General features: G+C 67.9%; 23 protein-coding genes and 1 riboswitch. Of the genes, 3 read left to right on the forward strand and 20 right to left on the reverse strand.

Annotation, left to right across the window (positions count from 1 at the left end; genetic code table 11):
* Positions 1-2 precede the first annotated feature (2 nt).
* Positions 3-1745, forward strand: a complete 1743-nt coding sequence (locus tag ASD05_RS19280) for a bifunctional protein-serine/threonine kinase/phosphatase (protein WP_056595662.1) — start codon at positions 3-5, stop codon at positions 1743-1745.
* A gap of 15 nt (positions 1746-1760) precedes the next feature.
* Here the strand turns inward: ASD05_RS19280 and ASD05_RS19285 are convergent, their stop codons facing one another.
* The 16 genes from ASD05_RS19285 to ASD05_RS19360 all read right to left on the reverse strand — a co-directional run bounded on the left by ASD05_RS19285 (position 1761) and on the right by ASD05_RS19360 (position 19301).
* Entirely contained in the window at positions 1761-2681 is a 921-nt protein-coding gene (locus tag ASD05_RS19285) for a hydroxymethylglutaryl-CoA lyase (protein WP_056595665.1), read from the reverse strand.
* 174 nt (positions 2682-2855) lie between these two features.
* Complete coding sequence (locus tag ASD05_RS19290) at positions 2856-3161, reverse strand: acylphosphatase (protein WP_056595668.1); 306 nt, start codon at positions 3159-3161, stop codon at positions 2856-2858.
* Positions 3162-3171: 10 nt separating this feature from the next.
* Positions 3172-4341 (reverse strand): acyl-CoA dehydrogenase family protein, encoded by a 1170-nt coding sequence (locus tag ASD05_RS19295; protein ID WP_056595671.1) that lies wholly within the window; start codon positions 4339-4341, stop codon positions 3172-3174.
* Positions 4338-5564 (reverse strand): CaiB/BaiF CoA transferase family protein, encoded by a 1227-nt coding sequence (locus tag ASD05_RS19300; RefSeq protein ID WP_056595675.1) that lies wholly within the window; start codon positions 5562-5564, stop codon positions 4338-4340. The genes ASD05_RS19295 and ASD05_RS19300 overlap by 4 nt, the downstream gene beginning before the upstream one ends.
* Before the next feature lie 130 nt (positions 5565-5694).
* Positions 5695-6711 (reverse strand): Bug family tripartite tricarboxylate transporter substrate binding protein, encoded by a 1017-nt coding sequence (locus ASD05_RS19305; RefSeq protein WP_056595678.1) that lies wholly within the window; start codon positions 6709-6711, stop codon positions 5695-5697.
* A 26-nt stretch (positions 6712-6737) separates the two neighbouring features.
* A complete protein-coding gene (locus tag ASD05_RS19310) occupies positions 6738-7127 on the reverse strand; it encodes a cupin domain-containing protein (protein WP_056595681.1) in 390 nt (129 codons plus the stop codon).
* A complete protein-coding gene (locus ASD05_RS19315; protein ID WP_056595686.1) occupies positions 7124-7873 on the reverse strand; it encodes an IclR family transcriptional regulator in 750 nt (249 codons plus the stop codon). The genes ASD05_RS19310 and ASD05_RS19315 overlap by 4 nt, the downstream gene beginning before the upstream one ends.
* A 92-nt stretch (positions 7874-7965) precedes the next feature.
* Positions 7966-8886 carry a 2-hydroxyacid dehydrogenase gene (locus ASD05_RS19320; protein WP_056595689.1) on the reverse strand — a complete coding sequence of 307 codons (921 nt, stop codon included), beginning with the start codon at positions 8884-8886 and terminating at the stop codon, positions 7966-7968.
* A gap of 98 nt (positions 8887-8984) precedes the next feature.
* Positions 8985-9947 (reverse strand): DUF4349 domain-containing protein, encoded by a 963-nt coding sequence (locus tag ASD05_RS19325; RefSeq protein ID WP_082572172.1) that lies wholly within the window; start codon positions 9945-9947, stop codon positions 8985-8987.
* Positions 9948-10016: 69 nt separating this feature from the next.
* Positions 10017-12020, reverse strand: a complete 2004-nt coding sequence (locus ASD05_RS19330; protein ID WP_056595692.1) for an acetyl/propionyl/methylcrotonyl-CoA carboxylase subunit alpha — start codon at positions 12018-12020, stop codon at positions 10017-10019.
* Positions 12013-12684, reverse strand: a complete 672-nt coding sequence (locus tag ASD05_RS19335; RefSeq protein ID WP_056595695.1) for a DUF4126 domain-containing protein — start codon at positions 12682-12684, stop codon at positions 12013-12015. The genes ASD05_RS19330 and ASD05_RS19335 overlap by 8 nt, the downstream gene beginning before the upstream one ends.
* A 9-nt stretch (positions 12685-12693) precedes the next feature.
* Positions 12694-13485: an enoyl-CoA hydratase/isomerase family protein gene (locus ASD05_RS19340; RefSeq protein WP_056595698.1), complete on the reverse strand. Its 792-nt coding sequence runs from the start codon at positions 13483-13485 to the stop codon at positions 12694-12696.
* Positions 13482-14645 (reverse strand): hypothetical protein, encoded by a 1164-nt coding sequence (locus ASD05_RS19345; RefSeq protein ID WP_157610167.1) that lies wholly within the window; start codon positions 14643-14645, stop codon positions 13482-13484. Before ASD05_RS19345 ends, ASD05_RS19340 begins: the two co-directional genes overlap by 4 nt.
* A gap of 36 nt (positions 14646-14681) precedes the next feature.
* Entirely contained in the window at positions 14682-16307 is a 1626-nt protein-coding gene (locus ASD05_RS19350; RefSeq protein ID WP_056595704.1) for a carboxyl transferase domain-containing protein, read from the reverse strand.
* Positions 16304-17977: an AMP-binding protein gene (locus ASD05_RS19355; RefSeq protein WP_056595706.1), complete on the reverse strand. Its 1674-nt coding sequence runs from the start codon at positions 17975-17977 to the stop codon at positions 16304-16306. Before ASD05_RS19355 ends, ASD05_RS19350 begins: the two co-directional genes overlap by 4 nt.
* A 151-nt stretch (positions 17978-18128) precedes the next feature.
* Positions 18129-19301, reverse strand: a complete 1173-nt coding sequence (locus tag ASD05_RS19360; protein ID WP_056595709.1) for an isovaleryl-CoA dehydrogenase — start codon at positions 19299-19301, stop codon at positions 18129-18131.
* Positions 19302-19440: 139 nt separating this feature from the next.
* Here ASD05_RS19360 and ASD05_RS19365 point away from each other — a divergent pair, with 139 nt between their 5' ends.
* Positions 19441-20469: an AraC family transcriptional regulator gene (locus ASD05_RS19365; RefSeq protein ID WP_056595711.1), complete on the forward strand. Its 1029-nt coding sequence runs from the start codon at positions 19441-19443 to the stop codon at positions 20467-20469.
* Positions 20470-20484: 15 nt separating this feature from the next.
* On the opposite strand, the gene ASD05_RS19370 is transcribed toward ASD05_RS19365, so the two are convergent.
* The 4 genes from ASD05_RS19370 to ASD05_RS19385 form a co-directional block, all read right to left on the reverse strand.
* Entirely contained in the window at positions 20485-20814 is a 330-nt protein-coding gene (locus ASD05_RS19370; protein ID WP_056595930.1) for a thioredoxin family protein, read from the reverse strand.
* A 21-nt stretch (positions 20815-20835) separates the two neighbouring features.
* On the reverse strand, positions 20836-21528 hold the full coding sequence (locus ASD05_RS19375) for an HAD family hydrolase (RefSeq protein ID WP_056595713.1): 693 nt from the start codon (positions 21526-21528) through the stop codon (positions 20836-20838).
* Between the two features lie 52 nt (positions 21529-21580).
* Positions 21581-23467, reverse strand: a complete 1887-nt coding sequence (gene thiC / locus ASD05_RS19380; RefSeq protein ID WP_056595716.1) for a phosphomethylpyrimidine synthase ThiC — start codon at positions 23465-23467, stop codon at positions 21581-21583.
* A 91-nt stretch (positions 23468-23558) separates the two neighbouring features.
* Positions 23559-23664, reverse strand: a riboswitch (TPP riboswitch).
* A gap of 26 nt (positions 23665-23690) precedes the next feature.
* Positions 23691-24125 (reverse strand): YchJ family protein, encoded by a 435-nt coding sequence (locus ASD05_RS19385; RefSeq protein WP_007827801.1) that lies wholly within the window; start codon positions 24123-24125, stop codon positions 23691-23693.
* 167 nt (positions 24126-24292) lie between these two features.
* Here ASD05_RS19385 and ASD05_RS19390 point away from each other — a divergent pair, with 167 nt between their 5' ends.
* Positions 24293-25042: a helix-turn-helix transcriptional regulator gene (locus tag ASD05_RS19390; RefSeq protein ID WP_056595719.1), complete on the forward strand. Its 750-nt coding sequence runs from the start codon at positions 24293-24295 to the stop codon at positions 25040-25042.

The raw sequence follows: 25042 nt of genomic DNA on the forward strand, positions 1-25042 counted from the left end.
GGATGCCGCGCAAGGCATTGCGCGTGACGCTCGGCCAGCATTCGCTGGCAGGGCGCAAATCGCCGGTCAACCAGGACTTCCACGGCGCCATGCTGCCCGAGGGAGCGCTGCGCGCCTCCAAGGGCATCGCGGTGGCGCTCGCCGACGGCATCGGCTCCAGCCGCGTGAGCCAGGTGGCGAGCGCGGCGGCCGTGCGGGGTTTTCTCGACGATTACTACGCAACCTCCGACGCGTGGTCGGTGCGCCGCTCCGCGCAGCGGGTGCTGGACGCCACCAACTCGTGGCTGCACGCGCAGACGATGCGCAGCGACGCGCGCTTCGACAAGGACAGCGGCTACGTCTGCACCTTCAGCGCGCTGATCCTCAAGGGCCGCGACGCGCACCTGCTGCACGTCGGCGATGCGCGCATCTACCGGCTGCACGCCGGCGCACTGGAACAGCTCACCGAAGACCACCGCGTCAACGTGTCGTCGGCCGAGTCATACCTGGGCCGCGCGCTGGGCGCGGGCGCCCATGTGGAGATCGACTACCGCTGCTGGCAGGCGGAGGCGGGCGAGGTCTACCTGCTGGCCACCGATGGCGCGTACGCGCACCTCGACATCGGCACGGTGAACGACGTGCTCGGCCGCTGCGGGGACGATTTCGACGCGGCGGCCCGCCTGCTGGCGCAAGCCGCGCAGGCCAAGGGCAGCGACGACGACAGCACGGTCCAGCTGCTGCGCATCGACGAGCTTCCCGAAGCCGACGCGCCGCATGCGCAGCTGCAGCGCGAAGGCCTGGCGCTGCCGCCGGCCCTCGCGCCGAGGGACCGCTTCGAGGGCTTCACGCTCGTGCGCGAGATCCACATGAGCGCGCGCAGCCACGTGTACCTGGCCACCGACGAGGCCACCGGCCAGCCGGCGGTGCTGAAGCTCCCGTCAATCGACCTGCGCGGCGACCCCGACTACCTCGACCGCTTCGTGCTCGAGGAATGGGTGGCGCGGCGCATCGACAGCCCGCACGTGCTCAAGGCCAGCGCCGTCGAGCGCACGCGCGGCCACCTGTACGTGGCCATGGAGTACGTGGACGGCCAGACGCTGGCGCAGTGGATGGTCGACCACCCCCGGCCCGCGCTGGACAGCGTGCGCGGCATCGTCGAGCAGCTGGCGCGGGGCCTGCAGGCGCTGCACGGCAAGGAAATGCTGCACCAGGACATGCGCCCCGAGAACGTGATGATCGACCGCACGGGCACCGTGAAGATCATCGACCTCGCCGCCACCCACGTCGCAGGCCTGTCCGACGGCAGCGGCGAGCGCCGGGCGCTCGCCATCGAAGGCACGCTGCAATACACCGCGCCGGAATACTTCATCGGCCATGGCGGCACGGCCCGCTCCGACCTGTTCTCGCTGGCGGTGATCGCCTACCAGATGCTCGCCGGCCAGCTGCCTTACGGGCTGCAGGCGTCGCGCATCCGCTCACCCGCCGATGTCGGCCGGCTGCGCTATGTGCCGGTGCGGCATTTCCGTCCCGACCTGCCCGCGTGGGTCGATGCCGTGCTGCAGAAGGCACTGCACCCGCAGGCGGCGAAGCGGCAGGAGGCGGTGTCCGAATTCGCGCACGACCTCAGGGCGCCGGGGCCGGAGTTTCTTCGCGCGCGCTCACCCGCACTGATCGAGCGCCGGCCGGTGCTGTTCTGGCAATGCACGACGGTGCTGCTGGCCGCGGCGGTGATCGTACTGCTCGGGCTGCGCGCCTTCGGGCACTGAAGAAGACGAAACCGCTCAGTCGGCGCGCTTGGTGCGGATCGCCTTCGAAGCGCGCGAGTTCGGTTCGCGCCCCAGCGCCTCGCTGATGTAGACGCCCGCGTCGATCAGCTTGTCGAGGTCGATGCCGGTCTCGATGCCCATGCCGTGCAGCATGTAGACCACGTCCTCGGTCGCCACGTTGCCCGTTGCGCCCTTCGCGTAGGGGCAGCCGCCGAGGCCGGCCGAGGACGACTGGAAGTTCCACACGCCCAGCTCGAGCGCCGCCAGCGTGTTGACCAGCGCCTGCCCGTAGGTGTCGTGAAAGTGGCCGGAAATGGCGTCCACATCGAAGTGCGCCAGCGTGGCCTCCATCGCCCCTTGCACCTTGCGCGGCGTGCCCACGCCGATGGTGTCGGCCACGTCCACGCGCTGCACGCCAATGCCCTTCATCAGCTGCGCAAGGTAGCCGACCTTGGCCGGCGCGATCTCGCCTTCATACGGGCAGCCCACGGTGCACGACATGGCGCCGCGCACGTGGATGCCCTTCTCTAGCGCCGCTGCCACCACGGGTGCGAAGCGCTCGATGCTCTCGGCAATGGAGCAGTTGATGTTCTTCTGGCTGAAGGCCTCGCTCGCGGCTCCGAACACCACGATCTCGTCGGGCCATTCCTCGCGCGGCGCCGCGATGGCGGCCTCGAAGCCCTTCATGTTGGGCGTGAGCACCGAGTAGCGCACGCCGGGCTTGCGCTGGATGCCATGCATCACCTCGGCGTTGTCGGCCATCTGCGGCACCCACTTGGGCGAGACGAAGCTGGTGACCTCGATCTCCTTCAGGCCCGCGTCCTGCAGGCGGTGCACGAGGCCGATCTTGACTTCGGCCGAGACGGGCTGCTTTTCGTTCTGCAGGCCGTCGCGCGGGCCGACGTCGACGAGCTTGACGCGGGTGGGGAGTTTCATGGGATGTCTCTTGTGTCGCGGGAGGATGAAAGACCGTTGGCCATTGTCCGACACATAGAAATGCCCTGCCAGGCACACAGGCCGCGGAAGGTAGCAATGCGCGCCTGCGGGGTTGCAAATGGTGCCAACCGCACGGCGCCCGGGCTCGGGCTCGGAGGCAGACCGAAGCGGGCGCTAGACGGTTCCCCGCTGCTCGAAACCGCCGGGCATGCCGCCCGCTGCAACGGCGTCGAGGCGCTCGTCCACATCGACCGCATCCACGCGCGCGCCGTCCGGCCCCTGCTGCGCCCAACGGACCAGCGCCTCGACCGCGCCAGCCTCGCCGATCGCCAGCGCTTCCACGCTGCCGTCGCGGCGGTTGCGCACCCAGCCGTGCACGCCGAGCCGCTGCGCAGCCTGCACCATCGACCAGCGATAGCCCACGCCCTGCACGAGGCCGCGGATGACGAGGTGGCGGGTGACGATGGCGTCGTTGTTCATGGCATTGCGATCAGTACGACTTGGGCAGCCCCAGTGCCTTCTCCGCGATGAAGTTCAGGATCATCTGCGGGCTCACCGGTGCGATGCGCGGAATGTAGCTCTCGCGCAGCAGGCGCTCCACATGGTATTCCTTCGCATAGCCCATGCCGCCCAGCGTGAGGATCGCGTTCTGGCAGGCATCGTGCGCCGCCTCGGCCGCGAGGTACTTGGCGGCATTGGCCTCGATGCCGCAGGGCTCGCCCGCGTCGTACAGCGTGGCGGCCTTGAGCATCATCAGGTCGGCCGCCTCGAGGTTGGCCCAGGCCCGCGCCAGCGGATGCGCCACGCCCTGGTTCTGCCCAATGGGCCGGCCGAACACGATGCGCTCCTGCGCGTACTGCGAGGCGATGCGCAACGCCGCGCGGCCGATGCCGATGGCTTCCGCAGCGATCAATATGCGCTCGGGGTTGAGCCCGTGCAGGATGTACTCGAAGCCGCGCCCTTCCTCGCCGATGCGGTCTTCCTCCGGCACTTCGAGCCCGTCGATGAAGAGCATGTTCGAGTCCACTGCCGCGCGGCCGAGCTTGTGGATCTCGCGCACCTCGACCTTGCTGCGGTCCAGCGCCGTGTAGAACAGCGTGAGGCCTTGCGTGGGCTTTTTCACCTGGTCGATCGGCGTGGTGCGCGTGAGGATGAGCATGCGGTCGGCAACCTGCGCGGTCGAGATCCAGATCTTGCGGCCGTGCAGCAGGTAGCTGCCATTCGGCTGGCGTACCGCCTGCGTCTTGAGGCTGGTGGTGTCCAGCCCCGCGTCGGGCTCGGTCACGGCGAAGCAGGCTTTCTCGGTGCCCGCGATCAGCGGCGGCAGGAAGCGCTGGCGCTGCGCCTCGCTGCCGAACACCACCACCGGGTTGAGCCCGAAGATGTTCATGTGCACCGACGACGCACCCGACATGCCCGCACCCGACGCGCTGATGGCACGCATCATCAGCGCCGCCTCGGTGATGCCGAGCCCCGCGCCGCCCTGCGCCTCGGGCATCGCGATGCCGAGCCAGCCGCTCTCTGCAACGGCGCGGTGGAACTTGTGCGGGAACACGGCGCGATCGTCGTGGTCGCGCCAGTAGTCGGCGGGGAAGTCCTCGCAGAGGCGTTCGATGGCCGCGACCAGCGAGCGCTGGTCTTCGTTCAGGGAGAAGTTCATTCTTCGGTGTCCGTCGGTGGGTCGGGTTGCAGCGTGACGCCGCGTTCGAGCATGCGGGCAATGGCCTCGTCGCCATATCCCGCTTCGCGCAGCAGCTCCACGCTCTGCTCGCCGATGCGCGGCGCGGGCCGGCGGATGGCGGTGGGCGTGGCGCCGTATCGGCCGACCGGCGCGAGGGTGCGGATGCGGCCCTCGGTCGGGTGGTCGAGCTGGGGGTAGAAATCGACGGCGCGCAGGTGCGGGTCGTCGAGCAGGCTCTCGGTGCTGTGAAGGCGCGCGACGGGGATGTCGGCGGCATCGAGCGCTGCGAACCATTCGTCGCTGGTGCGCGTGGCCATCGCTTCGGCGACGAAGGCGTACACCGCGCCGATGTTCGCGGCGCGCGCGGTGTGCGTGCCGAACATCGGCGAGCTGCGCAGCTCGGGCCGGCCGATCAGGTCGAAGAAGGCCTGCCAGTGCTTGTCGTTGTAGATGAGCACGCTGAGGTAGCCGTCCGATGTTGCATAGGGCTTGCGATGCGGCGCGAGCAGGCGCGCGTAGCCAGTGGGGCCGAGCGGCGGCTCGAAGCTGCGGCCGCCGAGGTGGTCGCCCATGACGAACTGCGAAAGCGCCTCGAACATCGGCACCTCGACCGCCTGGCCCTTGCCCGTGCGTTGCGCGTGCAGCACGGCAGCGAGCAGCGCGATGGCGGCCTGCAGGCCGACGGCGCGATCGGCGAGCGTGACGGGTGCATAGCGCGGTTCGCCACCGCTTTGCTCCGCGAACAGCGAGGCCACGCCTGCCGCGCCCTGGATCAGGTCGTCGTAGGCGGGCCTGCCGGCGTAGGGCCCCTGCTCGCCATAGCCGAACGCGCCGAGGTAGACGATCTTCGGATTGGCCTCGGCCACGGCGTCATAGCCGAGCCCGAGCCTCGCCATCGCCTGCGGCCGCGTGTTGTAGATCAATGCATCGCAGCCGGCCGCGAGCTTCAGGCAGGCCTCGCGCCCTTCGGGCTGCTTGAGGTCGAGCACGATCGAACGCTTGTTGCGGTTCAGGTGCAGCGCCATCGCGCCCATGCCGGGGTGGCGCATCGGGCCGACAGCGCGCAGGTTGTCGCCGCCGGGCGGCTCGACCTTGATGACGTCGGCACCGAGGTCGCCGAGCGTCTGCGTGGCGTAGGGGCCCATCACCACGGCCGTGAGGTCGAGGATGCGGATGCCTTGGAGAGGTCCTGAGGTGTTCATGTCTTCGCTCCTTCCCCCGCTGGGGGAAGGCTGGGATGGGGGCAGGCAGAGCGCCCCATGGGTACGCCGCTTGCCCCCACCCCTGCCCTCCCCCGGGAGGGGAGGGAGAAATACAAACTCGAAAGCGGGTTCATTCGGGCTGAATCCCCGCAGCCTGGATCAGCTTCCTCCACTTCGCCAGCTCCGACACCGTGAACGCCCCCAGCTCCTCGGGCGTGCTGCCGAATGCATCGAAGCCCAGCTTGCTCACGCGCTCGCGGAAGGCCGCGCCGTTCGTCATCTCCGACAGCGCCTTGTTGAGCTTCAGCACGATGTCGCGCGGCGTGCCGGCCGGCGCGAACACGCCGTTCCACGAGGTGATGTCGAAGCCTTTCAGCTCGGGCGTGTCGGCCAGCGGCGGCAGCTCGGGGAAGAGCTTGGTGCGCTCCTGCGTAGTGACCGCAATCGCGCGCATCTTGCCGGCCTTCACCGTCGCAAGGCCCGCGGCGAGGTCGACCACCATCATCGACACCTGCCCGCCGATCAGGTCGGCAATGGCCGGCGGCGTGCTCTTGTAGGGCACGTGCAGCATCGGCACGCCGCTCATGCGCGACAGCGTGGCGCCGCTCACGATGCCCGTGCTGTTGCCGCTCGCATAGGTCAGCTTGCCGGGGTGCGCGCGTCCCCAGGCCAGCAACTCGGCCACGCTCTTCACGGGCAGGTCGTTGTTCACCACGAGCATGAACGGCAGGTTGCCCATGCGGCTCACGGGCGCGAAATCTTTCACCGGGTCGTAGGGCAGCGACTTCATCAGGCTCGGGTTGGCCGAGTGCGTGGTGTTGGTGGTCATGAAGAGCGTGTAGCCGTCGGGCGGCGCCTTGGCCACGGCCTCCGCGCCGATCACGCCGTTGGCGCCGGCCTTGTTGTCGACGATGACCGAGCCTTTCAGCGCGTCGCCCAGCATCTGCGCGGTGATGCGCGCCACGGCGTCGGTGCCGCTGCCCGCCGCGAAGGGCACGACGATGCGTATCGGCTGCTTCGGGTAGCCGTCTTGCGCGAAGGCCCAAGGCACGGCGCTGGCGAGCCCCGTGGCGGCACCGATGGAAATGAAACGGCGACGGCTCGCCACCACGACCGATGGCTCGGTCGCGTTCTTAGTTGTCTGCATTTGCTTATCTCCGGGTTGTTGTCGCTTCAGGGCCGGATCACGCGCTCCGGCAATTCCTCGTACGGCGGGCTGTAGATCACCAGCACGCGCACCGGCTCGCCGCTCACCACCGTGAAGGTGTGCATCGCGTCGGCCGGGAAAAAGCAGCTGTCGCCAGGGTGCAGTTCCTGCCGCTGGCCGCCCACCTCGGCAACTGCACGGCCTTCGAGCATGTAGCAGACCTGCTCGATGCCCGGGTGCGCGTGCGGCAGCGCGCCCTTGCCCTTCTGGATGTGGCCGACCAGCACTTCGAGCTGCTTCGCGCCCACGGTCTCGGGGCCGATCAGGCGCTTGTTGAGCGTGCCGGTGTGGTTGGCCGGGTGGTAGCCGGCGATCTCATCCTCGCGGATGAAGTAGCGGGGGGTGCTTGCGGTCATCGGTTGCTTTCGGTCTTGGGTTCGATGGCGAGGCAGGCCGAGCGCAGCATCGCCGCGATCTCCTCGATGCGCGCCTCCATGCGGTAGCGCGGACCGGCGACCGAGATGGCATAGGCCTCGCCGCCGATGCGCAGCGGCCACGCGAGGCCGATCAGGTCGGGAATACTTTCGCCGAGGTTGCCGTACCAGCCGCGCGCGGCTGAGCGCTGCAGTTCGGCTTCGATGGCATCGGCGGTGGTGAGCGTGGCGTCGGTCAGCGGCGCGAGCACCATGCCGTCGAGCAGCTTGCGGCGCGCTTCGGGCGCGAGCGTGGAGAGCAACGCACGGCCCAGCGAATTGGCGTATGCCGGGCGCGTCTCGCCCGACTCGGCCGTGTAGCGGATGCTTTGCGGCGCGCTCAGCACTTCCAGGTACACCACCAGGCCCGCATCGCGGAACTTGGCGAACACCACGGTTTCGCGCGCAGCATCGCGCAACTCCTCGAGCGTGGCCTTCACCCGGTCGAGCACCGGGTCGTGGGCGGCGATGACCTGCGCCATCGCGAGCAGCCGGCCCGTCGGGTAGTAGCCCTGGCGGCGGCCGGTCTCGTACATGTAGCCCTGCTCTTCGAGCGTGCGGATCAGGCCCAGGCAGCTCGACACCGGCATGTCGAGCAGGCGCGCCATCTCGGACAGCGCCAGCGGCTGCTTCTCGCGAGCGAAGAGCTCGACGATCTCGATCACGCGGAATGCAGTTTTCACAGTCATGAAAATATTTTCATGCTCATGAAAAATCGGCGCTTCGGGGTTTCCCCTGCCCGCCTTGCGCCACGGCGGGCTCGCAAAAGGTGACGCCGGCGTCAGTACCCGCGCGCCGGATCGACCACGCCGGCGATCGGCAAGCCCTGCTCCATCGCCCGGATCTTCCCGGCGATCTGCGCAATGGACTCCTCGCGCAGCGTGCGCGCCGAGCCGTGCGGCGTCACGGTGATCTTGGGATGCCGCCAGAAGGCGTGGTCGACCGGCAGCGGCTCGACCTGGAACACGTCGAGCGTCGCGCCCGCGAGCTGGCCGGCGTCGAGCATCGGGATCAGGTCGCCTTCCACGAGGTGCGCGCCGCGCGCGATGCTGATCAGGTAGCCCTCGGGCTTCAGCTTGCCCAGCGTGCTGCGGTTGAGGATGCCGCGCGTCGCCTCCGTCAGCGGCAGCAGGTTCACGAGCACGCGCGTGGACGACAGGAACTCGTCGAACTGCGCCTCGCCGCTGAACACGCGCACGCCGTCGATCTCCTTCGGCGAACGGCTCCAGCCCAGCACCGGAAACTCGAACTGCGCGACCGCCTTGGCCACGCGCTCGCCGAGCACGCCCAGACCCATGATCCCGACCGGGAAGTCGCGCCGCAGCTTCGGCTTGCGGTAGCTCCACTTGCCCTGCTTCGCATCGGCTTCGTAGGCGTCGAACTCGCGGAAGTGGCGAATGAGCGTGTGGCAGACGTACTCCGCCATCTGCACCGACATGCCCGCGTCGTCGAGCCGCACGATGCGCGTGTGCGCCGGCACCTTCAGCTTGAGCAGCGCATCGACGCCCGCGCCGATGTTGAAGATGCCGCGCAGCTTCGGCTGCTCGTCGAGAAACTCCTGCGGTGGCGCCCACACCACGGCATGGTCGGCCTGCGGTGCGCCGGGCTTCCAGGCCTCGATGACGGCATCGGGTAATTCGGCCTTGAGGCCCTCGATCCAGGGGTCGGGGCGGTTGTCGGTGAGGTAGACGGTGATTCGCATGGGGACGAATCTTAGTGAAGGCGCTGGCGCGGCGTTCGGGCCGCCCGCGAAGGAGATCAGGGACGACGTCAGCGACGTGGTGGTGGGCTGACCCCGGGTCAACCCGCCTTGATGCGGCGACGGCGCCACAGCACCCGCACCAGCCATCCCATCGGCAGCACCACCAGCACCAGCCAGGGCAACACCGCCGCGATGAAGGTGATCAGCGAGCCGACGCTCTCCGCCAGCACCGCGCCCGCGTTGCGCAGCGCCCTCCCCATCGGGCTGTAGCCGTCGCCGCCGCTCACCAGTGCGCGCCTGGGCGTGAACTGGATCTGGATGTGCTGCTTGCTGGTCTGCTGCGCCAGCACCTTGCGCTGCGTGGCAATGGCGTCGAGCTCGGCCTGCGTGTCCGACAGCGTGCGCTGGATCGCCAGCAGGTCGGCCATGGTGCGCTTGGTGACGGTGTCGCGCAGCATGACGCGCAGGCTGTCGCGGAACTCGGTACGGTTCCTGATGCGGGCTTCGACGTCGATCACCTCGGCGGTCTTGTCCTCGCTGGTAGTGGTGTGCGAGACCACGTTCGCCACGCCGGCCAAGCCACCGAGCAGCTTGTCGACGTCGGCGGGCTCCACGCGCATCTCGAGCATGGCGTTGCCGGGCTGCTGCGGCGTCTCGCGCAGCAGGGAGGACGACAGCAGCTCGCACTTCAGCGAGCCGCAGAGGTCGCGCACCTTGCCCCAGGCATCGGCCAGCTGCTCGGACGGCACCTCGACGTTCAGGTCTTGCCGCACGGCCAGGAAGCGCTGCAGCGGGGTGTCCTGCCCGCCCTGCGCCTGATCCGCGGAAGCCGTTTCGGCCGACCGCATGCGCTGCTCCTTCCTGGCCATGCCGCCGGCATGGCTGGCTGCGGCCTGCATCGGCGCGGGCGGCGGAGCCGGCTCGGCGAGCGTGGTGGCCTCGTCGTGGGTGCGGTTGCAGCCGGCGAGCGACAAGGCGGCCGCCAGGGCCAGCAGGACGATGCCCGAGCGGTGGCGGGCAAACAGGAAGCGAGGCGCGCCGGACAGCGTGCGATAGGTCATGGGATATCCCTTGAGTGATGACTACCGCAGCTGATACGGGCGGGCGCCCGAAAGGGGGTTAACTATTTTTCAGGCTGCGGCGGCACTCATTCGCAACAGTTCCTCGCCTTCGGCCACCTGCTCGCCTGGCGCGAACATCAGCTCGTCCACCGTGCCGTCGGCCGGTGCCGCAATGGTGTGCTCCATCTTCATGGCCTCCATCACGGCCAGCGGCTGGCCGCGGCTGACCTTGTCGCCGGCCTTGACGGCGAAGGACACGACCTTGCCTGGCATCGGTGCCGTGAGCCGGCCGCCCTCGGCATGGGTGTCGCCCGCGTGCGCGAGGCGGTCGATGGCGGTGATCTTCGTCGCGCCCTTCGAGGCGAAGACGTGGGCGGTGGCGCCATCGACGTGCACGTCGAGCGTCTGGCGCGTGCCGGCGAATTCGACTTCGAATTCACCGCTGGGGAACTGGCCGATGACCAGCGGGCCTTCGGCGCCGCCGGCTTCGAGCCACAGGCCGCCGTCGCGCTTGTAGGTCAGCAGCGCCGTCTGTTCGGCACCGCGGAACTCGAAGTCGAAGTGGCGCCGGTACTCGCCCAGCGAGCGCCAGCCGTCGCGCCGCGCAAAAGGATCGGGCATCTTCGCGGGCCACTCGGTGATCAGCGTGCGCGTGATCGCGGCGGCTGCGGCCAGCGGCAGGCCCAGCGGCTCGCGGTCGAACAGCACGGCGCGCTCGCGCTCGATCAGCGCGGTGTCGAGGTTCGCCTTCGAGAACGATTCGGTCGCCAGGATGCCGCGCAGGAATTGCACGTTGGTCGACACGCCCACGATCTGCACCTGCGCCAGCGCGGCGTCGAGCCGGGCCAGCGCTTCTTCGCGCGTGCTGCCGTGCACGATGAGCTTGGCAATCATCGAGTCGTAGAAGGGCGAGATCTCGCCACCCTCGCGCACGCCGTCGTCGATGCGCACGCGGCTGCGCTGGAAGGCGGTCGCCTGCGGCTTGCGGTACACGCGCAGCGTGCCGGTGGCGGGCAGGAAGTTGTTGTCGGGGTTCTCGGCGCAGATGCGCGCCTCGATGGCGTGGCCGTGGATCTGCAGCTCCGCCTGCTTCGCGGGCAGCGTCTCGCCCGAGGCCACGCGCAGCTGCCATTCGACGAGGTCCTGGCCGGTGATCGCTTCAGTGACGGGATGCTCGACCTGCAGCCGCGTGTTCATCTCCATGAAGAAGAAGTTCATCTCGCCGCCTTCGCGCTGCTCGACGATGAACTCGACCGTGCCGGCACCGACGTAGTTCACGGCGCGCGCCGCAGCTACGGCGGCCTCGCCCATCTGCTTGCGCATCGCCTCGGTCATTCCGGGCGCGGGCGCTTCTTCGAGCACCTTCTGGTGGCGGCGCTGCACCGAGCAGTCGCGCTCGAACAGGTAGACGTAGTTGCCGTGCGTGTCGCCGAAGACCTGGATCTCGATGTGGCGCGGGCGCTGCACGTACTTCTCGATCAGCACCGCGTCGTCGCCGAAGCTGTTGATGGCCTCGCGCTGGCACGAGGCGAGCGCGGCGGCGAAGTCTTCCGCCTTGTCGACCGCACGCATGCCCTTGCCGCCGCCGCCCGCGCTGGCCTTGATGAGCACCGGGTAGCCGATGCGGTCGGCCTCGCGCTGCAGCAGCTGCGGGTTCTGGTCGTGGCCGTGGTAGCCGGGCACCAGTGGCACACCGGCCTTTTCCATCAGCTGCTTCGACTCGGCCTTCAGCCCCATCGCCTTGATGGCCGAAGGCGGCGGGCCGATGAAGACCAGGCCGGCGTCGGCGCAGGCCTGCGCGAACTCTTCGTTCTCGCTCAGGAAGCCGTAGCCCGGATGCACGGCCTCGGCGCCCGTGGCCTTGGCCGCTTCGAGGATCTTTTCCCAGCGCAGGTAGCTGTCCTTCGGGGCACTGCCGCCGAGATGCACCGACTCGTCGCAGGCGCGCACGTGGTTGGCATGCGCGTCGGCATCGGAGTACACGGCGACCGTGCGAATGGCCATGCGGCGGGCCGTTGCAGCGACACGGCAGGCGATCTCGCCACGGTTGGCAATGAGGATCTTCTTAAACATTCGGAGTGTCTCCCGGAGGATTCTTTTTCAGTTGAAACGCGGGCACGACGCCCGGATCGGGTCGGCCGCTGAAGATGCGGGCCACGCGGGTGAACAGCGCCTTGAGGAAACGCCAGCTCTTGCGGATCAGCCACACGCTGAGCACCAGCACGAAGACGAACAGCACCAGAAAGACCAGCGGATGCGCCACCGCGAGCCACAGCCCCGCCGGCACCATCGTGTCTTCGACCAGCGAGGCACCCACGTTGGAGAACGGCTCGGGCGAGGTGTTGATGGCCGCGCGCGTCGTCGCCTTGGCCGCATGCGCGGTGGCCGCGAAGCTACCGCCCAGCAGCGCGGCGACGATGGCCATCACGCCATGGTCGGCGCCGAACACGCTGGCCGCGAGCGCCGCGCCGGCCGGAATGCGGATGGCGGTGTGCACCACGTCCCACAGCGAATCGAGGCCGGGGATCTTGTCGGCGAAGAATTCGACGAACACCATGAAGCCACTGGCCGCGATGACCACCGGGTGCGCCAGCAACTGCAGCCCGCTCGGCAATGGCACCCAGCCGAAGTAGCCGACAAGGCCGGTCAGCAGCACGACGAGGTAGAGCCGCACGCCGCTGGCCCAGCCGATGGCGGCGGCCAGTGCGAGCAGCTGGGGCATGTCGAGTGCGTTCATCGCGTGTGCTCAGCGTCCCAGCCAGGACGGCTTGCGCTTCTGCAGGAAGGCCTGCACGCCTTCACGGCCTTCCTCGCTCGCGCGGATGTCGGCAATGCCTTCGACGGTCTTCGCGATCAGCGCGTCATCGATCTCGCGGCCGGCCACGTCGGCGATCAGTTGCTTGCACGCGCGCACGGCGGCCGGACTTGCACCGGTCAGCGCCTTCACGAGTTCGTCGACCTTGGCATCGAGCGCATCGGCGGCAACCACTTCATGCACGAAACCGATGCGATGCGCCTCGGCCGCGGTGAAACGCTCGGCCGTGAGGAAGTAGCGCTGCGAGGCGCGCGTGCCCATGGCGCACAGCACGTACGGGCTGATGGTCGCGGGCACGAGGCCGATCTTCACTTCGCTCAGGCAGTACCAGGCCGTGTCCACACTCACCGCCATGTCGCAGGCCGCGACCAGCCCCATGCCGCCCGCGTACACGTCGCCCTGCACGCGCGCGATGGTGGGCTTGGGGCACTCGGCAATGGTGCGCAGCATGCCGGCCAGCTTGCCCGCGTCGGCGATGTTCTCGTCGCGCGTGTAGTCAGCCATGCGGCGCATCCAGTTGAGGTTGGCGCCCGCGCAGAAGGCCGGACCGTTCGCGCCGAGCACGATGGCCTTGACCTGCGGCGCGGCGCCGGCTTCGGTGAAGGCGCGCGTGAGTTCGGCGATGACGATGTCGTCGAAGGCGTTGCGGGCATCGGGCTGGTCGAGCCAGATGCGGGCGACCGCGCCTTCTATTTGAAGATCGAGTTTTTCGAAATCGCTCATGGAGTACGTGCGTCCTGTTGAATCCTGGAGAGTTGGTTGACGCGGCCGATACGCTGGCGCGGGTCGGACTTCCACACCACGCGATCGTCCACGGCATAGAGCCAGCAGGTCTTTCCTTCGCGTTCGCAGGTGTTCAGGACATCGGCCATCGCCGCGCCACCGGAAGCGAAGGCCGCGCTACCGTCGGCCGCGATTGCAAAGGCGCGCGGCATGGGCAAGGCAAGGAATCCAAGGTAGCGGTCCCTGCTCTGCTCACGCACGGGCACCACGGAGGGATCGTTGACGTCGGCAAAGTGGCTGTCGGTCGGCAACCTGTAGAGGTTGGCGACAGGACCCTCGGTTGCCACTTTGCGATCGGCGGCAGCAGGCTTGGGCTTCTGATAGACCACGGTGTAATCCACCGCGTAGACACTGCACTCGCCCTGGTGGCGATCTGTGCAATATTCCAGCGCCCGCTGCGTCGGATCCGACGGCCGGTTGATGTCGCGCGGCACCAGGCCATCGGCCCAGTGGACCCAGGAACTGTCGCCGGACCGCCGGATGACAAGAACCCGCGGCGGCTTGGCCTGCAGGAATTTCTGATACGCCGCACGACCTTCCGCGTTCAGCCCCGGAACGGCATCGACGTCGTCGACCCCGACACCTGCTGTCGCCACCGCACCGCCATCGCCCCCCGCCACTCCGCGCAGATGCACTTCAGCGCTTCCGGTGCCCGCATGGCATTCATAGGCACCGGGCGTCGACAGCAGGGCGCCTTCGTAAAAACTCTCGACCTGCGTCACCGTGTGCACGCCACGCGCCCGTGCCGCCTGGGCCAGCGCCACCAGCGTATTGCGCATGGCCTCGCGGCAGGTCTCTTCGTCGCCACGGATCACCGGCCGGCCGTCGCCGTAGCGCTGCGTGGTGGAGTACGGCCGGGCATAGCTTTCGGCCTTGAGCATCTGCGACTGCGATACCAGGGGCTGCGGCGTGGCGGCAAAGCGAAGCTGCACGTCGTTGCCTATCGCTTCGCGCGTGGCGGGCTGCTGCATCACCGGATAGATGGGCAACACCAGCCGCGTGTCGCGGGCAAGCGCGGGCATGGCCAATGTCGCCAGGCAAGCAGAAAGCACGAGAAAGCCGACTCCCAGCTGACTTGTACCAAGGGGTTTCGAGATCATGGGATCACTTCCTGTTCGAAGCCGGCGGAGGCCAACTTACATGCGGAAGATACCGAATTTCGGCTCTGGAACAGGTGCGTTGCGCGCGGCCGCGAGGCCCAGCGCCAGCACGCGCCGCGTATCCGCCGGATCGATGATCCCGTCGTCCCACAGCCGCGCGGTCGCGTAGTACGGATGGCCCTGGTCTTCGTACTGCTGGCGGATAGGCGCCTTGAAGGCTTCTTCTTCTTCCTTGCTCCAGCTGCCTCCCTTGAGCTCGATGCCGTCGCGCTTCACCGTGGCCAGCACGCTCGCGGCCTGTTCGCCGCCCATCACGCTGATGCGTGCGTTGGGCCACATCCAGAGGAAGCGCGGACTGTACGCGCGGCCGCACATGCCGTAGTTGCCGGCGCCGAAGCTGCCGCCGATGATGATGGTGAACTTGGGCACGTTGGCCGTGGCCACGGCCGTCACCATCTTGGCGCCGTGGCGCGCGATGCCTTCGTTCTCGTACTTGCGGCCCACCATGAAGCCGGTGATGTTCTGCAGGAACACCAGCGGGATCTTGCGCTGGCAGCACAGTTCGATGAAGTGCGCGCCCTTTTGCGCCGACTCGCTGAACAGGATGCCGTTGTTGGCGACGATGCCCACGGGCATGCCCTCGATCTCGGCGAAGCCGCAGACCAGCGTGGCGCCGAAGCGGGCCTTGAACTCGTGGAACTCGCTGACGTCGACGATGCGCGCAATGATCTCGCGCACGTCGAAGGGCTTGCGCGTGTCGGTGGGGATCACGCCGTAGAGTTCTTCGCGCGGGAATGCAGGTGCGCGCACCGGGGTGTTCGTGGGCGTTGCCGCCGCGGCCTTCGCATTGAGGTTGGCCACCGCCGAGCGCGCGAGCGCCAGCGCATGCAGGTCGTTCTGCGCGAGGTGGTCGACCACGCCAGACAGACGCGTGTGCACGTCACCACCGCCCAGGTCTTCGGCCGTCACGACCTCGCCGGTGGCAGCCTTCACGAGCGGCGGGCCGCCCAGGAAGATGGTGCCCTGGTTCTTCACGATGATCGATTCGTCGCTCATCGCCGGCACGTAGGCGCCACCCGCCGTGCACGAGCCCATGACCACCGCGATCTGCGGGATGCCCTGGGCGCTCATGTTGGCCTGGTTGAAGAAGATGCGGCCGAAGTGGTCGCGGTCGGGGAACACCTCGTCCTGGTTCGGCAGGTTGGCGCCGCCCGAGTCGACGAGGTAGATGCACGGCAGGCGGTTCTGCTCGGCGATCTCCTGTGCGCGCAGGTGCTTCTTGACGGTCATGGGGTAGTAGGTGCCGCCTTTCACCGTCGCGTCGTTGCACACGATCATGCAGTCGACCCCGTTCACGCGGCCGATGCCGGCGATGAGGCCGGCGCCCGGCGCCGATTCGACGCCCTTGGCGTCAAGGTACATCGCATGCGCGGCCAACGGCGCGATCTCGAGGAAGGGCGTGCCCGGGTCGAGCAGCTCTGCGACGCGGTCGCGCGGCAGCAGCTTGCCGCGCGACGTGTGCTTGGCGCGCGCGGCTTCGCCGCCGCCCTGCTCCACTTTGGCGAACTGCTGGCGCAGGTCGTCGACCAGCGCGCGCATGGCGGTGGCATTGGCCTGGAAGTCGGCCGAACGGGCATTCAGTTTGGTTTCGAGTTGGCTCATGCTGTCTTTTCTTGCTGAAGGCCGAGTTGCTCGGTCATGGCGTCGCGGATCTTGAATTTCTGGATCTTGCCGGTCACCGTCATCGGGAACTCGGTGACGAACTGGATGTACTTCGGCACCTTGTAGTGCGCGATCTGGCCCTTGCAGAAATCGCGGATCTCGGTGTCGGTCGCGGTCTGGCCGGGCTTGACGATGATCCAGGCGCAGAGTTCTTCGCCGTACTTTTTATCGGGCAGACCGACCACCTGCACGTCCTGCACCTTCGGGTGGCGATACAGGAATTCTTCGATCTCGCGCGGGTAGATGTTCTCGCCGCCGCGGATCACCAGGTCCTTGATGCGGCCGACGATGTTGACGTAGCCCTCGGCGTCCATGGTGGCGAGGTCGCCGGTATGCATCCAGTGCTCGGCGTCGATGGCTTCGCGCGTCTTCGGCTCGTCTTCCCAGTAGCCGTGCATCACCGAGTAGCCGCGCGTGCAGAGCTCGCCCGATTTGCCGACCGGCATGATCGCGCCGGTCTCGGCGTCGACGATCTTCACCTCGAGGTGCGGCTGCACGGTGCCCACGGTCGACACGCGGCGGTCCAGCGGCGTGTCGGTGCTGCTCTGGCAGCTCACGGGGCTGGTCTCGGTCATGCCGTAGGCGATGGTGATTTCGCTCAGGTGCATCTCGCTGACCACGCGCTTCATCACCTCGATGGGGCACGGCGAGCCGGCCATGATGCCGGTGCGCAGCGTGGACAGGTCGAACTCCTTGAAGCGCGGATGGTCGAGCTCGGCGATGAACATCGTGGGCACGCCGTGCAGGCCGGTGCACTTCTCGGCCTGCACCGTCTCGAGCACGGTGAGCGGGTCGAAGCCGTCGTTCGGGTACACGATGGCCGAGCCGTGCGTGAGGCAGGCGAGGTTGCCCAGCACCATGCCGAAGCAGTGATAGAGAGGCACCGGAATGCACAGCCGGTCGACGGGCGACAGCTTCATGCACTCGCCGATGAAGAAGCCGTTGTTCAGGATGTTGCGGTGCGTGAGCGTCGCGCCCTTGGGAAAGCCCGTGGTGCCGCTGGTGAACTGGATGTTGATGGGGTCGGCGGCCTTCAGCGTCTTCTGCGCCTGTGCCACGCGCGGGTCGGCGGCATCGCCGCTCGCGAGCAGCTGCGAGAAGCGCTGCATGCCGGGCTGCTCGTCGCCCTGGCCGGGCTTGTCGATCCAGAAGGTGTGCAGCAATTGCGGCAGGCGCTGGGGGCCGAGTTCGCGCAGCATGCCGAGGTAGTCGCTGGTCTTGAACTGCGCCATCGTCACCAGCGCCTTGCAGCCGACCTTGTTGAGCGCGTATTCGAGCTCGGAGGTCCGGTAGGCGGGGTTGATGTTGACGAGGATCAGGCCGACCTTGGCAGTGGCGATCTGCATCAGCACCCACGCGACGTTGTTGTGCGACCAGATGCCGACGCGGTCACCGGGGGCGAGGCCGAGGTTCAGCAAGGCGCTGGCGAGGCGGTTCGATTCGGTCTGCAGCTCGCGGTAGGTGAAGCGCTGGCCTTCATGGCGGCTGACGAGGGCTTCGCGCTCGGGCTGCTTCGCGACCATGTCGTCGAAGAAGTCGCCGATGGGTTGTTCGATGAGGGGGACGTCTGTGGCGCCCTTGCCGTAGCTCTCGGTCAGTGCGGCGGTCATGTGTTCATTTCCTTGTCTCCTTGTCTTGCTCCTTCCCCCTCTGGGGGAAGGTTGGGATGGGGGCTGGCGGCGCCTGTTCGGCGCAGTGCTTCATCGAACGCCGCTTGCCCCCACCCCTGCCCTCCCCCGGAAGGGGAGGGAGAAAAACAGCCTATGCAGTCTCCGCGAACAACTCGCGCCCGATCAGCATCCGCCGGATCTCACTCGTCCCCGCACCGATCTCATACAGCTTCGCATCGCGCCACAGCCGCTCCACCGGAAACTCCTTCGTGTACCCCACGCCGCCCAGCGCCTGGATCGCCTCGCCGGCCATCCACGTCGCCTTCTCGGCCGAGTACAGGATGGCGCCGGCCGCGTCTTTGCGGAAGGTGCGCGCATGGTCGTTGCGGTCGCAGGCCTTGCCCACGGCATACACGTAGGCCCGCGTGGCCTGCCAGGTCGAGTACATGTCGGCCAGCTTGCCCTGCATCAGCTGGAACTCGCCGATGCTCTGGCCGAACTGCTTGCGCTCGTGCACGAAGGGCAGCACCGCATCCATGCACGCGGCCATGATGCCGAGCGGGCCGCCCGAGAGCACGGCGCGCTCGTAGTCGAGGCCGCTCATCAGCACCTTCGCACCCATGCCTTCGCCGCCGAGCACGTTCTCTTCGGGCACTTCGCAGTTGTCGAAGAACAGCGGGAAGGTGTTGGAGCCACGCATGCCGAGCTTGTCGAGCTTGGTGCCGGCCGAAAAACCTTTGAAGTTCTTTTCGACGATGAAGGCCGTCATGCCGCGCGCGCCCATCTCGGGTTCGGTCTTGGCATAGATGACCAGCGTGTCGGCGTCGCCGCCGTTGGTGATCCACATCTTGCCGCCGTTGAGCACGTAATAGCCGTCCTTCTTCTCGGCCTTGAGCTTCATGCTCACCACGTCGGAGCCGGCATTGGGCTCGCTCATGGCCAGGGCGCCGACGTGCTCGCCGCTCACCAGCTTGGGCAGGTACTTCTTCTTCTGCGCGTCGCTGCCGTTGCGGTGGATCTGGTTCACGCACAGGTTGGAGTGCGCGCCGTACGACAGGCCCACCGAGGCCGAGGCGCGCGAGACTTCTTCCATCGCCACGATATGCGCCAGGTAGCCCAGCTCGGTGCCGCCGTATTCTTCCTTCACCGTCATGCCGTGCAGGCCGAGCTCGCCGAGCTTCTGCCAGAGGTCGTGCGGGAACAGGTTGTCGCGGTCGATGTCGGCGGCGCGCGGTGCGATCTCGCGGGCGGCGAAGTCCTGGATCGCGCTGCGCAGCGAGTCGATGTCCTCGCCCAGGTCGAAGTTCAGGCCGGGATCGTGCATGTGTCTTGTCTCCTCTGAAGGGTCTGCGCAGTGCCATCCGCGCTGGATGGCGCTTGCGAAAGATCGCAGCTTACGCCTCGCTGTTCCGCAATTGGCGCCACAATGGTTGCAAATTGCGCCACGCTTGATCCGCATAACCATGTCGTCCCCCTCCTTCCTGAGACCCGCCCGTGCCGTCACGCCGATGGCCTTCGTGCGAGCCATCGTGCAGGGCTACGAGCGCTACGGCAAGGACCCGGCCGAGGCCCTGAAAGCGGCACAGATCACGCCGCGCGATCTGGCCCGGCCGGGCGCGCGGGTGACGGCTGCGCAGTTCGAGGCGCTTTCGGAACACGCCATGCAGGAACTCGACGACGAGGCGCTGGGCTGGTTTTCGCGGCGCCTGCCCTGGGGCAGCTACGGCATGCTGTGCCGCGCTTCGCTGACCTCGCCCGACCTGGGCGTGGCCATCAAGCGCTGGTGCCGCCACCACCGGCTGCTGACCGAAGACATCGGCCTGGCGCTCGAAGTGGCCGGCGGCGTGGCCACCTTGCGCATCACCGAGAACCGCCCGCTCGACGATGCCTTCCGCGAGTTCTGCCTCGTGACCAGCCTGCGCTTCATGCACGGCTACATGTGCTGGGCCATCGACTCGCGCATCTCGCTGCGCAGCGCGACCTTTCCGTTCGCCGCGCCGCCGCACCGCGACGCCTACGCGCCGATGTTCACGCCCGAGGTTCGCTTCGACGCGCCCAAGGCTGGCATCAGCTTCGACGAACGCTACCTCGCCCTGCCGCTGCAGCGCGACGAACGCGCGCTGCGCACCATGCTCAAGCGGGCGCTGCCGCTGACCATCCTGCAGTACCGGCGCGACCGCTTGCTGGGCCAGCGCGTGCGCGAGCTGCTGCGTTCGCGTGCGAGCGAGGCCACCACGGCCGAGGCGCTGGCTGCGCTGCTCAACGTGTCGAGCCGCACGCTTCACCGGCAGCTGCACGAGGAAGGCACGTCGCTGCAGGTGCTCAAGAACGAGGTGCGCCACGAGGTCGCCGTCGAACAGTTGCGACGCACGACGCGCCCCATCAAGCAGGTGGCGCTGGCGGTGGGGTTTCGCAACGAGAAGAGTTTTTCGCGCGCATTCCTGCAATGGACAGGGCACGCGCCGCGCGACTTCCGGCAGCAGGGGCTCTAGGCAGCCCTGCCGTGCTCAGGTGGCCGGAGCGTCGATCAGCGCGAGCGCGTCGGCAATCGACTGGCTGTCTTCCGGGCGCACCAGCTTCGCGACTTCCTTGCCGTCGCGCATGAACACCAGCGTGGGCCACAGCCGCACGTTGAACGAGCGGCCCAGCGGGCGGCCGCTGCCGTCTTCCACCTTGATGCGGCGCACGTTCGGGTACTTGGCAAAGGCCTCGGCGATGTTCGGCTGCGCGGCCTTGCAGATGCCGCACCAGTTGGTGCCGAACTCGACCACGGCGGGGCCGGTGAGTGCATCGATTTCGCTGCGATCGGGCTGCTCGGTCTTGTATTCGGAATTCATGCCCTTCATTCCACCAGAAACTCAGGCCGCCTGCAGGCCATAGCCCGAAAGCAGCGCCGGCAGTTCGGCCATGTCGCTGAACACCTTGACCGCGCCCACGCTCAGCAACGGGCCGGGGCCGCTGTGGCCCGATTCGCCCGTGCTGTAGCCGAACACCGTGGCACCGGCGGCCACGCCCGCCATGGCACCGGTGACGGTGTCTTCGACGATGGCGCAGCGCCTCGGATCGACGCCGAGGGCTTCGGCGGCGGCAAGGTAGACATCGGGATGCGGCTTGGAGCGCGGCATCTCGTGGCCGCTGAAGATGCGGCCCTCGAAGCAGTCGAGCAGGCCGACCTTGGCCAGCTGCAGCTCGACCTTGTGGCGGTCGGCACCCGAGGCACAGGCAATGCGGCCCTTGAGCCTTGCATGGATGTCCCGGATGGCCGCAGGGGCGTTGGGTATCGCCGTGAGCGTGCGCTCGAGGGCTTCGTTGCGCCGCGCCCGGAACGTCTTCAGCCACTCGGCGGTGATGGCGAAGCCCGTCTTCGATTCGATAAGGGCGGCTTCGTCCTTCACGGCCTTGCCGGTGAAGGTGTTCATCGACTCTTCGGTGGTGATGTGCCAACCGAGCTCGCCGAGCATTTCGGCGAGCACGCGGTTGGTGATGGGTTCGGAATCGACGAGAACGCCGTCGCAGTCGAAGAGAACTGCGGAGAAGGGGAATGGGGTCATTGCGCTGCAGGGTTCGGGGGAGTTCCCATGGTAGCAACGACCCCGGGCGCGCTCAGGCCGCCGGCTTGATCGGGATGTAGATCTCGCCCCCGCCCGCCATGAATTCCCTGGACTTCTGCTCCATCCCGTCGGCCAGGGCCTCGGCCTCGGCCACGCCCTTCTTCGCGGCGTACTCGCGCACCTCCTGCGTGATCTTCATCGAGCAGAACTTCGGTCCGCACATCGAGCAGAAGTGAGCGACCTTGCTGGAGTCCTTCGGCAGCGTCTCGTCATGGAATTCGCGCGCCGTGTCCGGATCGAGGCCCAGGTTGAACTGGTCCTGCCAGCGGAACTCGAAGCGCGCCTTGCTCAGCGCGTCGTCGCGCGAGCGAGCGCCCGGGTGCCCCTTGGCCACGTCGGCTGCATGCGCGGCGATCTTGTAGGCAATGATCCCCTGCTTCACGTCGTCGCGGTCGGGCAGGCCCAGATGTTCCTTGGGCGTCACGTAGCAAAGCATCGCGGTGCCGGCCCAGCCGATCATCGCGGCGCCGATGGCGCTCGAGATGTGGTCGTAGCCCGGCGCGATGTCGATGGTCAGCGGGCCGAGCGTATAGAACGGCGCCTCGTGGCAGTGCTTGATCTGCTCGTCCATGTTGGCCTGGATCATGTGCATCGGCACGTGGCCCGGGCCTTCGATCATGGTCTGCACGTCGTGCTTCCACGCGACCTGCGTGAGCTCGCCCAGCGTGCGCAGCTCGGCGAACTGCGCTTCGTCGTTGGCATCGGCGCCCGAGCCCGGCCGCAGGCCGTCGCCCAGCGAGAAGCTCACGTCGTACGCCTTCATGATGTCGCAGATGTCCTCGAAGCGCTCGTAGAGAAAGCTCTCCTTGTGGTGCGCGATGCACCACTTGGCCATGATCGAGCCGCCGCGCGAGACGATGCCGGTCATGCGGTCGGCCGTCAGGTGAATGAACGGCAGGCGCACACCCGCGTGGATGGTGAAGTAGTCGATGCCCTGCTCCGCCTGCTCGATCAGCGTGTCGCGGAAGATCTCCCAGGTCAGGTCCTCGGCCACGCCGCCCACCTTCTCGAGCGCCTGGTAGATCGGCACGGTGCCGATGGGCACCGGCGAGTTGCGCACGATCCAGTCGCGCGTGGTGTGGATGTTCTTGCCGGTCGAAAGGTCCATCACGTTGTCGGCGCCCCAGCGGATCGCCCACACGAGCTTCTCGACCTCTTCCTCGATGCTCGACGTGACGGCCGAGTTGCCGATGTTGGCGTTGATCTTGACCTTGAAGTTGCGGCCGATGGCCATCGGCTCGACTTCGGGGTGGTTGATGTTGGCGGGAATGATGGCGCGGCCGCGCGCCACCTCGTCGCGCACGAACTCGGGCGTGATGATGCGCGGAATCTGCGCGCCCATCGGGTTGCCGGCCACGCGCTTCGCGCGCGCCTCGTTGGCAAGGTATTCGGCCATCCACTCGCGCTTGCCGTTCTCGCGCAGTGCCACGTATTCCATCTCGGGCGTGACGATGCCGCGGCGCGCGTAGTGCATCTGCGTGACATTGGCACCCGACCTGGCGCGGCGCGGCGTGCGCTGCAATGCGGAAGCTCCGGCGCGCAGTTCGGCCAGGCGCTGGGCGTCGTGGTCATGCGCGTGCTTCAGGCCTTCGTCGAGCGCCTGGTGCGAACGGCCTTCGTAGATCTCGGTGTCGTTGCGCTCGGCGATCCACGCATCGCGCACGCCAGGCAGGCCGCGGCGCACGTCGATCTCGACCTTGGCATCGGTGTACGGGCCAGAGGTGTCGTAGAGCGACACGGTCTCGCCGTTGGTCAGCAGCACGTCGCGCACGGGCACGTTCAGGTCGGGTCGGCTGCCCGGGATCAGGCACTTGTGCGACGCGGGAAAGGGCTCGCGCGTGAGCGAAAGCAGGGAGGTGAACTTGTCGGGGGCATTCATGGCGGGCACTCCTTGTTGAGGAAAGGGTGCTCCGCAATCGCTCGGTGGGCTTTGGAGGAACCCGTCACGGAAGGGGGAGTGACGGACCGAAGCCAGGGAGTGCAGCTCTTCTTACGCCGGTATGACCCGGATCAAGTTCGCGGGTCGGCTGCTTTGCCATCTCAGCACGCCACATGCGTACACCCCGGAGCGGGGCCGATTGTGCGGGCCTGCGCCCGTCGCGTCAACCCAGGGGCTGCTGCAGGTCGCCGTCCAGGTAGTACCAGCGCCCGTCCTCGCGCACGAAGCGGCTGCGCTCGTGCAGGCGCGTGGCGGCACCCGTGGCCGCGCTGCGCTGGCGCGCGACGAACTCGATCTCGGCGTGGTCCGCGTCGAGCACCGAGCGCGAGCGGATGTCCAGCCCCAGCCATTTGACGCCCGGCTCGAACTCGATCGAGGCTGGCCGCTTCGATGCATGCCAGGTGGCGAGCAGGTAGTCGCCGCGCTCCAGCACGAAGGCCGAATAGCGCGAGCGCATCAGCGATTCGGCGTCGGGCGCGGGCGTATTCTGGAAATCGTCGAGGTAGCGGCCGCAGCACAGGGCGTAGCCGATGGGCTTGTCGCGGCGGTCGGTGCGGCCGCAGGGGCAAGGTCCGGTGGTGGGATCGATGGCGCTCATGGAGACCGCTATTGGAACACCTCGCGGCCCGGGTGCCGACAGGGCAAGCCCCGAAACGGGCCGATCGGGCGCGTTTGCCCTGCCGCGCGGGGTTCCTGCGGGCATTCACCCTTGGCGCGGTGCTTGCTGGACGCTAGCGTTCAACGACCCCATCGAGAAAGCCGGCGATGTACCTCACAGGCACTGAACAGCACGCCCTGCGCGGCGTTTTCGCGCTGCTGGCGGAAGACGACCACGGCGAGCAGGAGATCCGCGAGCGCCTGGGCCGGGCCCTGCTCGACTTGCTGCACGCGGACCAGTTCGCCTCCTTCGTATGGGATGCCGGGAGCGGCAACTTCGACGCGCGCGTGGCGCTGCACATGGATCCTGCCAACCTCGACCGCTACGCGCAGTGGCATCAGCACCACGACCCGATCACCTTCGTGCTGCAGTCGCGCCGCCGCGCCACGCGCGTGACGGAGGTGATGCCGCAGCGCGAACTGATGCGCACCCCCTTCTTCAACGACTTTCTCGCGCGCGACGGGCTGCACTGGGGCATGAACCTGCACGCCTTCGAGGGCGGGCGCGCGCTGGGCGACCTGCGCATCTGGCGCCGCAAGTGCCGCGGCGATTTCGGCGACCACGAGAAGGCGCTGCTGGACCTGATCGAGCCGGCGTTCGCGGGCGCCCTCCAGCGGGCGCAGCGCGCGGCGGCTTCGGCCGCGGCAGTGCCCGCGCCCGCCGCATGGACTTTGCTCAGCGCGCGCGAGCAGGAGGTGGCCCGCTGCGTGCGCGAAGGGCTCACCGACAAGGAGATCGCGCGTCGCCTCGCAGTGGGCGTGCCCACCGTGCGGACCTACCTGCGGCGCATCTTCGACAAGCTGGGTATCGAGCGCCGCTCGGCGCTGGCAGGCTGGGCGGTGCCGCCCGCGCGCTGA

This window comes from Variovorax sp. Root434, from assembly GCF_001426595.1.
GTDB lineage: Bacteria > Pseudomonadota > Gammaproteobacteria > Burkholderiales > Burkholderiaceae_C > Variovorax.

Excerpts from the sequence above, each read along its gene's own strand:
- ASD05_RS19280 (WP_056595662.1), top strand. The coding sequence starts at position 3 with ATGCCGCGCAAGGCATTGCGCGTGACGCTCGGCCAGCATTCGCTGGCA.
- ASD05_RS19285 (WP_056595665.1), bottom strand. The coding sequence starts at position 2,681 with ATGAAACTCCCCACCCGCGTCAAGCTCGTCGACGTCGGCCCGCGCGAC.
- ASD05_RS19290 (WP_056595668.1), bottom strand. The coding sequence starts at position 3,161 with ATGAACAACGACGCCATCGTCACCCGCCACCTCGTCATCCGCGGCCTC.
- ASD05_RS19295 (WP_056595671.1), bottom strand. The coding sequence starts at position 4,341 with ATGAACTTCTCCCTGAACGAAGACCAGCGCTCGCTGGTCGCGGCCATC.
- ASD05_RS19300 (WP_056595675.1), bottom strand. The coding sequence starts at position 5,564 with ATGAACACCTCAGGACCTCTCCAAGGCATCCGCATCCTCGACCTCACG.
- ASD05_RS19305 (WP_056595678.1), bottom strand. The coding sequence starts at position 6,711 with ATGCAGACAACTAAGAACGCGACCGAGCCATCGGTCGTGGTGGCGAGC.
- ASD05_RS19310 (WP_056595681.1), bottom strand. The coding sequence starts at position 7,127 with ATGACCGCAAGCACCCCCCGCTACTTCATCCGCGAGGATGAGATCGCC.
- ASD05_RS19315 (WP_056595686.1), bottom strand. The coding sequence starts at position 7,873 with ATGACTGTGAAAACTGCATTCCGCGTGATCGAGATCGTCGAGCTCTTC.
- ASD05_RS19320 (WP_056595689.1), bottom strand. The coding sequence starts at position 8,886 with ATGCGAATCACCGTCTACCTCACCGACAACCGCCCCGACCCCTGGATC.
- ASD05_RS19325 (WP_082572172.1), bottom strand. The coding sequence starts at position 9,947 with ATGACCTATCGCACGCTGTCCGGCGCGCCTCGCTTCCTGTTTGCCCGC.
- ASD05_RS19330 (WP_056595692.1), bottom strand. The coding sequence starts at position 12,020 with ATGTTTAAGAAGATCCTCATTGCCAACCGTGGCGAGATCGCCTGCCGT.
- ASD05_RS19335 (WP_056595695.1), bottom strand. The coding sequence starts at position 12,684 with ATGAACGCACTCGACATGCCCCAGCTGCTCGCACTGGCCGCCGCCATC.
- ASD05_RS19340 (WP_056595698.1), bottom strand. The coding sequence starts at position 13,485 with ATGAGCGATTTCGAAAAACTCGATCTTCAAATAGAAGGCGCGGTCGCC.
- ASD05_RS19345 (WP_157610167.1), bottom strand. The coding sequence starts at position 14,645 with ATGATCTCGAAACCCCTTGGTACAAGTCAGCTGGGAGTCGGCTTTCTC.
- ASD05_RS19350 (WP_056595704.1), bottom strand. The coding sequence starts at position 16,307 with ATGAGCCAACTCGAAACCAAACTGAATGCCCGTTCGGCCGACTTCCAG.
- ASD05_RS19355 (WP_056595706.1), bottom strand. The coding sequence starts at position 17,977 with ATGACCGCCGCACTGACCGAGAGCTACGGCAAGGGCGCCACAGACGTC.
- ASD05_RS19360 (WP_056595709.1), bottom strand. The coding sequence starts at position 19,301 with ATGCACGATCCCGGCCTGAACTTCGACCTGGGCGAGGACATCGACTCG.
- ASD05_RS19365 (WP_056595711.1), top strand. The coding sequence starts at position 19,441 with ATGTCGTCCCCCTCCTTCCTGAGACCCGCCCGTGCCGTCACGCCGATG.
- ASD05_RS19370 (WP_056595930.1), bottom strand. The coding sequence starts at position 20,814 with ATGAATTCCGAATACAAGACCGAGCAGCCCGATCGCAGCGAAATCGAT.
- ASD05_RS19375 (WP_056595713.1), bottom strand. The coding sequence starts at position 21,528 with ATGACCCCATTCCCCTTCTCCGCAGTTCTCTTCGACTGCGACGGCGTT.
- thiC (WP_056595716.1), bottom strand. The coding sequence starts at position 23,467 with ATGAATGCCCCCGACAAGTTCACCTCCCTGCTTTCGCTCACGCGCGAG.
- ASD05_RS19385 (WP_007827801.1), bottom strand. The coding sequence starts at position 24,125 with ATGAGCGCCATCGATCCCACCACCGGACCTTGCCCCTGCGGCCGCACC.
- ASD05_RS19390 (WP_056595719.1), top strand. The coding sequence starts at position 24,293 with ATGTACCTCACAGGCACTGAACAGCACGCCCTGCGCGGCGTTTTCGCG.